General features: G+C 39.8%; 10 protein-coding genes, 1 other RNA gene and 1 pseudogene. 5 read left to right on the top strand and 7 right to left on the bottom strand.

Going from position 1 to position 13,177, the window contains the following annotated elements; translation table 11 throughout:
* Positions 1-335 precede the first annotated feature (335 nt).
* Positions 336-1,322, top strand: a complete 987-nt coding sequence (ygfZ, locus tag BHE89_RS21555) for a tRNA-modifying protein YgfZ (protein ID WP_069367739.1) — start codon at positions 336-338, stop codon at positions 1,320-1,322.
* 31 nt (positions 1,323-1,353) lie between these two features.
* Complete coding sequence (locus BHE89_RS21550; RefSeq protein WP_069367738.1) at positions 1,354-1,956, top strand: HD domain-containing protein; 603 nt, start codon at positions 1,354-1,356, stop codon at positions 1,954-1,956.
* Positions 1,957-2,047: 91 nt separating this feature from the next.
* Here the strand turns inward: BHE89_RS21550 and gcvP are convergent, their stop codons facing one another.
* The 7 genes from gcvP to BHE89_RS21515 form a co-directional block, all read right to left on the bottom strand.
* Positions 2,048-4,924, bottom strand: coding sequence for an aminomethyl-transferring glycine dehydrogenase (gene gcvP, locus BHE89_RS21545; RefSeq protein WP_069367737.1), 2,877 nt, complete (start codon positions 4,922-4,924; stop codon positions 2,048-2,050).
* A gap of 133 nt (positions 4,925-5,057) precedes the next feature.
* On the bottom strand, positions 5,058-5,450 hold the full coding sequence (gcvH, locus tag BHE89_RS21540; RefSeq protein WP_069367736.1) for a glycine cleavage system protein GcvH: 393 nt from the start codon (positions 5,448-5,450) through the stop codon (positions 5,058-5,060).
* Positions 5,451-5,484: 34 nt separating this feature from the next.
* Positions 5,485-6,579 (bottom strand): glycine cleavage system aminomethyltransferase GcvT, encoded by a 1,095-nt coding sequence (gene gcvT / locus BHE89_RS21535; protein ID WP_069367735.1) that lies wholly within the window; start codon positions 6,577-6,579, stop codon positions 5,485-5,487.
* Positions 6,580-7,009: 430 nt separating this feature from the next.
* Entirely contained in the window at positions 7,010-8,236 is a 1,227-nt protein-coding gene (ubiI, locus tag BHE89_RS21530; protein WP_128860768.1) for an FAD-dependent 2-octaprenylphenol hydroxylase, read from the bottom strand.
* Between the two features lie 145 nt (positions 8,237-8,381).
* Complete coding sequence (gene ubiH, locus BHE89_RS21525) at positions 8,382-9,554, bottom strand: 2-octaprenyl-6-methoxyphenyl hydroxylase (RefSeq protein WP_069367733.1); 1,173 nt, start codon at positions 9,552-9,554, stop codon at positions 8,382-8,384.
* A gap of 13 nt (positions 9,555-9,567) precedes the next feature.
* Positions 9,568-10,878, bottom strand: a complete 1,311-nt coding sequence (pepP, locus tag BHE89_RS21520; RefSeq protein ID WP_069367732.1) for a Xaa-Pro aminopeptidase — start codon at positions 10,876-10,878, stop codon at positions 9,568-9,570.
* Positions 10,879-10,929: 51 nt separating this feature from the next.
* Positions 10,930-11,508, bottom strand: a complete 579-nt coding sequence (locus tag BHE89_RS21515) for a YecA/YgfB family protein (protein ID WP_069367731.1) — start codon at positions 11,506-11,508, stop codon at positions 10,930-10,932.
* A gap of 176 nt (positions 11,509-11,684) precedes the next feature.
* On the opposite strand from BHE89_RS21515, the gene zapA reads away from it, so the two are divergent.
* The 3 genes and pseudogenes from zapA to BHE89_RS21500 all read left to right on the top strand — a co-directional run bounded on the left by zapA (position 11,685) and on the right by BHE89_RS21500 (position 13,103).
* On the top strand, positions 11,685-12,014 hold the full coding sequence (gene zapA, locus BHE89_RS21510) for a cell division protein ZapA (RefSeq protein WP_069367730.1): 330 nt from the start codon (positions 11,685-11,687) through the stop codon (positions 12,012-12,014).
* A 109-nt stretch (positions 12,015-12,123) separates the two neighbouring features.
* Positions 12,124-12,307, top strand: a non-coding RNA gene (gene ssrS, locus BHE89_RS21505) — 6S RNA.
* A gap of 173 nt (positions 12,308-12,480) precedes the next feature.
* A pseudogene (locus tag BHE89_RS21500) lies at positions 12,481-13,103 on the top strand (5-formyltetrahydrofolate cyclo-ligase).
* Positions 13,104-13,177 lie beyond the last annotated feature (74 nt).

Genomic DNA, 13,177 nt, shown 5'->3' with positions numbered 1-13,177 from the left:
ATACCACTCACTATTTCTGCCTAGTACTGATAATAGTCTTATCGTAAGATTTTTAACATCAAAATGATCACAGTTTGCAGGTCTAGTCTCATGAGCAACAAGAAATACCACTCACTATTTCTGCCTAGTACTGATAATAGTCTTATCGTAAGATTTTTAACATCAAAATGATCACAGTTTGCAGGTCTAGTCTCATGAGCAACTTATTGAACACGCTTTCATTTGTTATTTATCACGTTCATTTTCTGTGCGTTAAAAATAATAATGACTTGTATTGTCTTGCCACTCTTTTACCATAACTGATGTATCTGATTAATTTAATAGCTGGTGATATCATGACTCAAAATTCTACTCAGGCTAAACGCCCTCATGCAGCAATCAATTTGCCATTAACACTGGTTTCTTTAGATGAATGGTCACTGATAACAGCAACAGGTGCTGACAGTGAAAAATATCTGCAAGGTCAACTAACAACGGATATTGCAGCACTTCCAACAACGACACATACATTGGCTGCACACTGTGAAGCAAAAGGTAAAATGTGGAGCACACTTCGCTTATTCCACCAGCAAGAGGGCTTTGCTTATATTTTGCGTAAAAATGTCGCACAAAAACAACTTGCTGAATTAAAAAAATATGCCGTATTTTCAAAAGTAACCTTAGCTGAAAATACAGATAGCGTTTTATTAGGATTAGCAGGGCAAGGCGCTGCGCTTGCATTAGCTAATTACTTTCCAAATATCCCTCGTAAAGCAAACGAAGTCGTTAATCACAATAATACTTATATTCTTCAATTACCTTTACCTACGGAACGCTTTTTAATCGTAACAGACGAAGAAACCGCAAAAAATCTAGCTACAACACTAGAAGCAGAAAACAGTAATAGTGAGCAATGGTTAGCCTTAGATATTGAGGCTGGATATCCTATTATTGATACTCCAAATATTGAACAATTCTTACCTCAAGCAACAAATCTGCAAGCATTACCAATGAGCATCTGCTTTAAAAAGGGCTGTTATACTGGGCAAGAGATGGTATCTCGTGCGAAATTCAGAGGCGCCAATAAACGTGCAATGTATCTGTTATCAGGTGGTGCTACTGAATTACCAGAGATCGGTGGTAGCGTTGAATGGCAATTAAGCGAAGATAAATGGCGCAAAACGGGAACGGTATTAAGTGCTGTACGTATGGCTGATAATACGATTTTGGCTGAAGTTGTTATGAATAATGATATGGAACCTGATAGTGTATTTCGAGTTCCAAACGATAGCATCAGTCGCTTATCCATTAAGCCACTACCTTATTCTTTAGATGAAGAGTAATTCTTATTTATCATAATCAATACGGATTTTTATGACACAATTACCTAAAGGGGCATTTGGCCCCTTCTCTGATACGATTAACTTTATTATGGAGTTAGATAAACTAAAACGTGTTTATCGCAAAAATAATGTATTAGACAATAGCCGTTCCGAAAATACCGCAGAACATAGCTGGCATTTTGCCGTTGCCGCGATGAGTTTTCAGCCTTATGCTGGTAACATTGATATGGGGCGCGTTATTCAGTTAGCCCTTGTTCATGATATCGTTGAAATAGATGCTGGCGATGTAATGGTGTATGACGTTGCCGCTCGCGAAGCCATTAAAGAACACGAGCAAAAAGCCGCAAAACGTATTTTCTCTTTATTACCTTCCCCACAAAGTGAATATTTCCTCAATTTATGGCTCGAGTATGATGCAGCGGAAACGCCCGAATCTCAGTTTGCCAATATTCTTGATCGTGCCATGCCGATGCTGATGAATTTACATAATGAAGGTCAAAGCTGGGTCGAAAATAATATTCGTCTAGAGCAAGTCTTGGCTAGAAATCTGTTTATTGAAAAACAGTGGCCCGAATTCTGGCAATATCTCTACCCTCAATTATTAGAGGCGCAGAAAAAAGGCTGGCTGAAGTAATATCTTCAATACTGTGCTTGTTAAATAAAAAAATACCGAAGGCTAACTTAACCCTCGGTATTTAAATTTAAGAATATAGCTAGATTAAAGCTTATTCATAATCACTAATTGGCGCACATGAACAATGCAAATGACGGTCGCCATACACATCATCCAGACGTTTAACCGCTGGCCAATATTTGTTTTGTTTCGTTGCTTCACTTGGGAATACGGCACATTCACGACTATAACTGTGTGACCACTCTTGTACTAATTCGTATTGAGTATGAGGTGCATTAACTAATGGGTTGTCATCGATTGGCCATACGCCGTTGTCTACCTGTGCAATTTCAGCACGAATAGAAAGCAGTGCTTCAATAAAACGATCAATCTCAACTTTACTTTCAGACTCTGTTGGCTCAATCATTAATGTCCCTGCAACAGGGAATGACATGGTTGGAGCGTGGAATCCATAATCAATTAAACGTTTAGCCACATCCATCTCACTGATACCGTAATTCGCTTTTAATGGTCGAATATCGATAATACATTCATGTGCGACATAACCATCAGCACCAGCATAAAGAATGTCATAATCATTTTTCAGACGTTGTGCGATATAGTTCGCATTTAAGATTGCCACTTGGCTTGCTCGTTTAAGCCCTTGCGCACCCATCATACGAATATACATCCAACTAATTGGCAGTATTGAAGCGCTACCAAATTGAGCAGCTGAAACCGCACCTTGTGTCGTGACATTTTCCATTTCAACAACAGAATGTCCTGGCACAAATGGCGCTAAGTGTGATTTCACACCAATAGGCCCCATGCCAGGACCACCACCACCATGAGGAATACAGAAAGTTTTATGTAAATTTAAGTGGGAAACATCAGAGCCAATAAAGCCCGGTGTTGTGATCCCCACTTGCGCATTCATATTGGCACCATCAAGATAAACTTGCCCGCCATATTGATGAATGATTTCACAAACTTCACGGATCCCCTCTTCATAGACACCATGTGTTGATGGATATGTCACCATCACACAAGAGAGTTCAGCTTGATGTTTTTCTGCTTTGGCTTTTAAGTCGGCAATATCGATATTACCGTTATCATCACAACCCACCACGACCACTGTCATTCCTGCCATATGGGCAGAGGCTGGGTTAGTACCGTGTGCTGAACTTGGGATCAAACAGATATGTCGTGCACCTTCACCACGACTTTGATGATAACGACGAATAGCTAATAAACCTGCATATTCGCCTTGAGCTCCTGAGTTTGGTTGCATACACATCGCATCATAACCCGTTAATGCAGCAAGCCAATTGGAGAGTTGTCCAATCATCACTTGATAGCCTTTCGCTTGATAAGCTGGGCAGAAAGGATGTAGCTCTGTAAATTCAGGCCATGTGATTGGGATCATTTCAGCAGCAGCATTAAGTTTCATCGTACATGATCCTAATGGGATCATCGCTTGATTCAATGCTAAATCTTTATTTTCTAAACGATGCATATAGCGCATCATTTCTGTTTCACTGTGATACTGATGAAAGTTTTCATGTGTCAGCACAGTGTCTTTACGTTGCATAGAAGCAGGTATTGATACTGATGAAGAGGCAACTTGTTTATCAAGTGCATCAATATCACCAGCTAATGCTTTACCACTAATAACTTCAACAAGCTTTAATACATCTTCACGAGTTGTAATTTCGCTTAGCGTTACCCCCACGGCACCCACAATATCAGTACGTAAGTTGAGTTCAGCCTCTTTAGCGCGTTGTAGTACAGCCGCTTTATCAGCAGTATCAATCGTTAATGTATCAAACCAAGTTTTATGGCGTAATGCCATCCCGTTTTGTTGTAAACCTGCCGCTAAAATATCCGTTAGACGATGGATACGTTGAGCAATGGTCTTTAATCCCTCTGGTCCATGATAAACCGCATACATCGCTGCAATATTGGCAAGTAACACTTGGGATGTACAAATATTAGAGTTCGCTTTTTCACGACGAATATGCTGTTCACGCGTTTGCATCGCCATACGCAATGCACGATTACCCGCAGCATCACGAGAAACACCAATAATACGCCCTGGCATCGCACGTTTATATTCATCACGACAAGCAAAGAATGCCGCATGTGGGCCACCGTAACCCATAGGGACACCAAAACGTTGTGCTGAGCCTAATACAATATCAGCGCCTTGATGACCTGGTGCAGTAAGGACGACCAGTGCCATTAAATCAGCCGCAACACTGGTAATAATTTTGCGCTCTTTTAGGGCGGCTAATAACTTGCTATGATCATGAACTTCACCCCTTGTGCCAACTTGTTGTAATAGCACACCAAAAACACCTTCAAGCTCTAATACTTTTTCAGCTTTATCAACAACAACGTCAAAACCAAAAGTATCTGCACGCGTTCTGACAACATCCAAGGTTTGAGGGTGAATATCATCAGCGACAAAGAAGCGATCGGCATTTTTTAATTTACTTACACGTTTAGCCATTGCCATTGCTTCAGCGGCTGCCGTTGCTTCATCTAGCAACGATGCAGAAGCAAGATCCATTCCTGTGTAATCAATTGTCACTTGCTGGAAATTCAATAATGATTCTAGACGGCCTTGAGAAACTTCTGGCTGATAAGGTGTATAAGCGGTATACCAACCCGGATTTTCTAGTAAATTACGCAAAATCACAGGAGGTAATATAGAAGGCGCGTAACCCATTCCAATGTAAGAAGTAAAACGTTTATTTTGGCTGGCGATCGCTTTCAATTCAGCCAAAGCTTCTTGCTCTGTTGCCCCTGCACCTACATCTGGTGGTGTTTCTAATTGAATATTATCTGGAACAATTTTTTGAGTTAATTCATTTAATGAGGAGACGCCAACAGCACTGAGCATCTCTTTAATCTGTTCTGGTGATGAACCAATATGGCGACGAATAAATTCATCGCGATACTCTAACTGATTTAAAGTCTGTGTCATTGCAAGTAATTTCCTGAATTCACTATGAATGGATAGGTAAATAGCATATGGCTTAAAGCATGTTGAGATAGCATTACAATAGCAAGCTAACAAATAAAAACGCCCCGGCATTGATTTGACGGGGCGCTTCGTTTTACTCTTCGCTATCTACCAATTCTTGATAACCAGCGGCATCAAGTAAGTCATCTAATTCGCTTTCATTATTTGCTTTAATGCGAAATAGCCAACCGTCTCCGTAAGGCGCACTGTTCACAAGTTCTGGAGAACCCTCTAATTCTTCATTTACGGCGATAATTTCACCCGATAATGGTGCATAAATATCTGATGCTGCTTTTACGGATTCCGCGACCGCACAATCATCACCCGCGGCAACTTCTCTACCCACTTCAGGTAGATCAACAAACACCATGTCACCTAATAATTCCTGTGCATGTTCAGTAATACCAATAGTGTATTCACCATTACCTTCTGAACGGATCCACTCATGAGATTGTGCGTATTTTAATTCACTAGGTATTTGACTCATTGACCTTACTCTCCATTTAAAATAATTGTGCGTGTTATACCAATGCTCTACCTGATCGAACAAAACCAGGTTTTACCACTTCGACGGGCATCTCACGATTACGCATTAATACAATTGCGCTATCTTTTATGCCTGCTGGTACTCTTGCTAATGCAATACTAAAGCCTAATGTAGGCGAAAAAGTACCACTTGTAATAATACCTTCTCTTAACTCGCCTACATCATCCGTAAAGTGTACGACAGTGCCAGCACGCAACACGCCTTTCTCTCGCATAACAAGACCAACAAGTTTATCTGTGCCTGTTGTGCGTAATTTTTCTAATGCTTCTCGACCAATAAACTGGCGATCTTCTGGTGCCCATGCAATCGTCCATCCCATATTCGCTTCAAGTGGATTAATAGTTTCATCCATCTCTTGGCTATATAGGTTCATTCCCGCTTCTAAACGTAATGTGTCTCTTGCACCTAATCCTGCGGGCTTCACTCCCACCGCTAATAATTTTTTCCAAAAATCGACGGCTTGTTCTTTTGGCATTGCAATTTCATAGCCTGCTTCACCGGTATAGCCCGTTGTTGCAATAAACAAATCGCCAAGCTCCACGCCATAGAAAGGTTTCATAGCGGAAACGACTTGACGTTGCGCTTCACTCAATAAACTTTGTACTTTCTCTTGTGCATGGGGACCTTGAACAGCAATTAATGCCAAATCGTCACGAACGGTGATATCAACGACATAATCTGAAGCGTGTTGTTCAATCCATGCTAGATCTTTCTCACGAGTAGCAGAGTTCACAACGAGGCGATAAAAAGAGTCATCAAAATAGTAGACAATAAGATCATCAATTACCCCCCCCGATGCATTTAGCATACCGGTATAAAGTGCCTTACCTTTTTCGGTGAGTTTAGCGATATCATTCGCTAATAAATAACGTAGAAAATCTTTAACTTGTGAGCCATGTAAGTCAACAATAGTCATATGAGAAACATCAAACATCCCTGCATCACGACGTACAATATGATGTTCATCTATTTGGGAGCCATAATGTAGCGGCATCATCCACCCATGAAAATCGACCATACGAGCACCGCAGGCTACGTGCTCATCATACAACGGAGTCTGTTTTGCCATTTTTCCCTCTTTCTACTTTTACTTTAGATTATTCAGAGAACGCAACTTGTTAAATATAAAATTAAACTTGATTTGAAATCATAGTGTTAATCTCAAACTTAAGTTTATTTTTAAACATAGCTTTAACAAACACGAGCAATTAACGTACAACGCAAACGATACCATCTCTTTGAACTTAGCATTGTGAGAAAAAATAAACCATAAGTTAAAATAGGGTATTGTGTCTCTTCATCATAATGTAGACATATAGGTATGCAGAACTAATGATTGCAATTATGCGTATCAGCGCTCATTTTTTAGTGAGAAATTACTAAAAAAAAAAGAATTAGCACAAAGAATAGACTGAAAAAAATAGATTTTTTTTAGTTTCCATTTCTTCAGTCAGATATAAATAAAAAGTAATGTGAAATAAGAGAGGAATTAGATTTTTTCAACTGAAGTGTAATTTTTTATCACTTAGCCATTCAGGTAAATCAGAAAGTCCCATTGCTTGCTCGAGTAACTTAGGTTTTACCCCCGGTAAACTATCTGCTAACGAAAGACCGATATCTCGGACGAGTTTTTTAACGGGATTATTGCCAGCAAAAAGTTCACGGAATCCTTGCATACTTGCCAGCATGACAGCCGCCGCATGTTTACGACGACGCTCAAATCGTCTCAAATAGAGATATTCACCAAAATCTTTACCTTCTGCTTTTAAGCGACGGATCTCACCAATTAACTCCGCAACATCCATAAAACCAAGGTTAACACCTTGTCCTGCTAAAGGATGGATAGTATGAGCAGCATCACCTAATAACGCTAAGCGGGGAGCGGCAAACTGGCGAGCATAACGGCCTGTTAATGGTATTGTCATGCGATCGCTCGTTAATTCACATTGGCCTAAACGCATATCAAAAGTCACACCTAATGTGCGCTCAAATAGGATTTTTTCTGCGTTTTTATAACTTTCAGCAAGGTTGCTGGGTAAAGACCAAACAATAGAACAAGTATGAGGATCAGAAAGAGGGAGAAACGCCAAAATGCCTTCACCATGGAAGACTTGGCGTGCAATATTTTCATGAGGCTGTTCAGTACGAATAGTCGCCACTAAGGCATGATGTTCGTAATCCCAGAAAGTCAGGGGAATATCTGCGTGTTTACGTAACCACGAATTGGCGCCATCGGCTCCGACAACTAATCTTGCTGTCAACATTTCACCATCATTAAGGGTAATAAATGCATCATTTTCCCCCCACACTACGCGCTCAATCTGCGTTGATGAATAGAAGGTAATATCACTATGGCTTTCACATTTTTGCCAAAGGACTTCACGAATAAGGTGATTTTCGATAATAGAGCCTAAGTGGCTGAACCCTTCTTTTTGTGCTGAAAATTCAATACGTCCAAAACTATCTTGATCCCAAACTTCCATACCTTGATAAGGTGTAGCTCGTAATGCTTGTAAACTTTCCCAAACACCTAATTTTTTCAGCAACATTTCACTGGCTGTATTAATAGCAGATACCCGTAATGAAAAATCATCTTGTGGGTGAAAAAGCTTCGTTACTGGGTGATTTTCTATTATCGCTATACGTAATCCACACCCATGTAATCCACTGGCTAATGCAAGCCCAACCATTCCACCACCAGCAATAACAACATCAAATGATTTCATAATATAAGTATCCTAAAAAGCGATTATTTTAGAGCCGCTGTTCTTTTCTGCTTATTTTTACAACAAAAAAAAAATTATAAAGCAAACTAGTTACTATTTTAGATATTGATCGATATTAACAATGACTATCAAAGATCAACACGCTCTAGTCTGTCCAGCCAAGTGTTTGATGCGCCAATTTATCTCTCATCATTGGGAGCAACTCCATCGTCATTAATCCTAAGTTGCGAGAGACAATCAGAGGCACACAACGATTTGCAAACACTTTCACCAATCCATCAGTAATAGAGATAGTTTTTTCTCTATCTTGTTGGCGAATTTGTTGATATTGAGAGAGTACTCGATAACTACCAATATCAATATTGGCATTAATCGATTGAGTGATCGTATTGGCGAGCGCCATAACATCACGCAAGCCAAGGTTAAAACCTTGTCCTGCAATAGGATGAAGCGTTTGCGAGGCATTTCCAACTAACGCTAAACGATGACCAATAATTTGATTGGCTTTTTGTAGTACTAAAGGGTAGCAATTTCGCTTACCAATATGCTCTATCTTTCCTAAACGCCAGCCAAAATCACGCTGTAAATGCGCGATAGTTGTTTCATCATCCCATTGAGAAACTTCATCCCATTTTTCAATAGGATGACACCACACTAATGAGCTACGCCCTTCACTCATGGGTAACATGGCTAATGGACCAAATTCGGTAAAACGTTCAAATGCTTTACCTTGGGGATCGATTTGCGTTTTAACATTAGCGATCATAGCCACTTGATGATAAGGCTCTCGCTGCCATTGAATATGGCACTGGTGACCAACAGGTGAGTGTGTACCATCAGCAGCAATCAGTAAATCACCCGATAATTGTGTACCATCATCAAGTGTTACCTTAACAACATCAATATTACGTTGAACCTGCTCAACTTTAGCGGGGCAATAAAGTGTGATATTGGATTGTTTTTTTAACTTAGCAAAAAGCTGACGTCCTGCATCATGCAATTCAATAACATAACCCAGTGCTGAGATATCATAGTCTTGTGCATAAATATTAACAAAACCACAATGACCTTTATCAGAGACATGAACATGATTAATGGGAGTGACAAAAGGTTTTAATGTTGACCAAAGCCCGATTTGCTCTAACCGTTTCGCTGTTCCATGCGCTAATGCGATCGCTCTTGCATCAAACCCAGGGTGCCCATTGTCAGGCTCTCTTGCTTCAATTAACGATATTGAAATTTTACCTTTATTTAATGCAGAGAGTGCCAGTGCTAATGTCGCCCCTGCCATTCCACCACCCACAATAATCACATTCATGCTGATTTTAGCCTTAAATTTTTCCTGCCATCAGAGCTTCAATTTCATCAGGATCTTTAACGACAGATGCCGTTAAATTCTCATTACCTGTTTCCGTGATAACAATGTCATCTTCAATACGAATACCAATACCACGATACTCTTGTGGTACATCTGCATCTGGCGCAATGTAAAGTCCAGGTTCAATGGTCAATACCATGCCCGGCTCTAAAATACGATCGCGCTCCACGCCATAATGTCCAACATCATGAACATCAAGGCCTAACCAATGACTTAAGCTATGCATAAAGAAACGCTGATAGGCTTTTGTCTCAATAAGATGCTCAATTTCACCGTGCATAATGCCCAGTTTAACCAGCCCTTCGACCATGATATACACGACATGCTCAGTCACTTCTTTGATACTTGTACCTGGTTTGTACAATTCCAAAGAAACATTGATGGATTTTAAGACAATGTCATAAATTTCGCGTTGTTGACGGCTAAATTTACCATTAACAGGAAAAGTACGAGTGATATCACCTGCATAACCTTCATATTCACAACCAGCATCAATAAGAACTAAATCTCCATCACGCATTTTAGCTTCATTTTCGGTGTAGTGCAGAATACAACCATTTTCACCGCTACCGACAATACTGTTATAAGAAGGGAAACGTGCACCATGAGAGACAAACTCATGTTCAATCTCACCTTGAAGTTGGTACTCATACATACCTGGCTGACATTTTTGCATCGCTCGCGTATGTGCTAATGCGGTAATTTTTCCAGCTTTGCGCAGTAATTCAAGTTCAAAATCAGATTTAAATAGGCGTTGTTCATGAACAATTGGACGCCAATCAATAAGAGTTTGAGGTGCTTTTAAGTTACGACGAGAACCTTTTCTTAAGGTTTCTAACGCACCAAAGACTATCTCATCAGCAAACGCATATTCACCTTGAGCATGATAAACAACATCTAACCCGTTTAGTAATTGGTAAAGTTGTTCATTCGCATCTTCATAAGGTAACGCCTTATCAACCCCCAATTTTTCAGGCGCAGCTTCTTGTCCAAGACGGCGACCAAACCAAATTTCAGCCGTTAAATCTCTAACACGATTAAAAAGCACACTATGATTATGTGTTTCATCACTTTTAATCAGCACAAGAATAGCTTCAGGCTCGCTGAAACCGGTTAGATAAAGGAAATCACTATGTTGGCGATAAGGATACTCACTATCGGCATTACGTTGCGCTGGTGGTGCGGCAAAAAAGATAGCTGCACTCGCAGGCTTCATTTGAGCTAATAATGCCTGACGACGGGATAAAAATTCTTGCTTATTCATACCCACTCCTGTCTTTCATTTATCTTTATGGTTATCTAATTAATGATGAAATTAATGTAGTACACGTTGCTCATTTTGTTTGTCATTTCCTTTGTCTTTTGGTGCGACAAAAGTGATATAACAAAGCTGAACAGAGACTTTTACATATTCACTAACTTCTTCAAGCGCATCTTCAAGTTCTTCTTGGTTTTCGTCTTCTTCGTAACCTAGTGCACCAATATTACGCAAATCAGTAATCACTTCAGTCAATTCTTTATGATCAGACAACTTAGGTTGAGCAACACCCAGGCCTAAAAGAAAATGATTAACCCAACCCGCAAGGGCATCAGCTCTTGAAAAAACAGATTCAGATTCGTCAGGTACTAACATAGAGAAGTTGAACACACTGTCATCAAGCTGTTCATGAGTGATGTGATAAAGTTCTTCGAGTGGCTCTGATAGTGTTTTAGGAAAAGCTAAACCTTCATTGGTCAGATCGTGTAATAAGGTTTTCCAACTGCTATCACGCACGGCACCGCAAATAAATCCTGTAATCAAACCATGCATTTCAGCCGCGGTTAAAGGTACTGTATGTTGCTGTAATAATGCATCAATAGTTTGGTAATTCGGTAATGTGTTCTGTTTTGACATAAGAATAAACGTCGCATTTAGGGGAATAGTTCAAGATATGCTACCATCAATAGAAGTCGCTGTACCAGTTAAGCCACGTTAATCATTGGAATTTTTGCAGTAATAGCGTTTAATACAGCGTTATAACCGTATACACTACTAAACACGTAGCACAGATTTTATGTCAGGAAGGAATCATGTCCGCACAACCCGTTGATCTTCAAATTTTTGGGCGCTCATTACGTGTCAATTGCCCACCAGAACAAAGAGATGCTTTACTGGCTTCTGCTGCTGAACTGGAACAACGATTACAAGATCTCAAAGAACGCAGTGGCGTTTCCAACACAGAGCACTTAATTTTTATCGTGGCATTAAATATGAGTCATGAGTTGGCAGAAGAAAAGTTAAAAACCAGAGACTACGCCTACAACATGGAAGAGAAGATAAAAATGCTACAACAATCCATTGAACAGGCTTTACACGATCAAGGCAAGCACCATGATCGCACTTTTTCAACATCGAAGTAGATTTGTTCAGAAAGCACGCGTATGCCACGAAATTCACAGATAATAGGTTGCTTTCTACAATTAAAATAATACAATAGTTCATAGATAAGGTGCTTAACGCACCCACCCAATTTCTCTGAGATGTTTGCCAGCGGGCCAGTCCCCTGAGCCGATATTCGAAACACATAGAACGTGGTGATCTGTTGCTTGTGAGCATACCCGATTCGTTCAGGCAGCCTAATGGTAGCAACACTATGTTCACCTTGGACCATGGGTTCAAGGGTTACAGCTTGCGGCGGCATCTTGGAGACCCCCTACTAAGGTTCTAAACACTAAGTATTTTATAGCGACTTAATGTTTAGAACTTTTTTTATGCTTCTATTCTCATATTTTGTTAACTTCTTCGCTTTTTTACCTCTAAAGTGTGATAAATTGATTCAAATGATGGTTGTCGCTTAATGCCAACTCCTTATTGATGGATTGATGAATGTCACACACTTCACTTTTTCAGCAAAGAGATGAAATCCGCAAAGCTATTCGCCAAAAACGACGTTTACTTACATTAAATGAGCAACAACAGGCTGCTAATAAACTGTGTGAACACGTTCTTTCTCACCCCAAAATCAAGCAGGCGCAGACTATTGCACTGTTTCTTTCTTTTGATGGGGAAATTGATACATCACCGTTGATCTCCCAACTATGGGCATTAAATAAACAGGTTTGCTTACCTGTATTGCATCCCTTTCATCGCCATCACCTCCTGTTTTTACGCTACACGCCTTCGACTATGTTGGTAAAAAATCGTTTTAATATTTCTGAACCGCCTTTAAATGTGAACAGGGTTATTCCTATCTCCCATATTGATGTTATTTTTACACCGTTAGTGGCATTTGATGCACAAGGTCAACGATTAGGGATGGGAGGCGGTTTTTACGATAGGACATTAGAAAACTGGCAACAAAAATCATTTTACCCAATGGGACTTGCTCATACTTGCAACAAGTTGGATCTCTCCCTACGGCTAATTGGGATGTTCCATTACCTGAAATTATCACCCCTGAAAAAATATGGCATTTTTTAAATCATTTCTATTTTTTTACTATTCAATGATCTCTGCGTTTTTTTTTATATTCTTTTATAAAAAAATTTTTTTTTAAAATTAATTCTTTTATTATTTCTTCTTA

It is taken from the genome of Shigella sp. FC1967, assembly GCF_001743005.1.
Lineage (GTDB): Bacteria > Pseudomonadota > Gammaproteobacteria > Enterobacterales > Enterobacteriaceae > Proteus.
The sequence above is the reverse complement of the archived record's forward strand: the minus strand, read 5'-3'. Positions and strand labels throughout refer to the sequence as shown.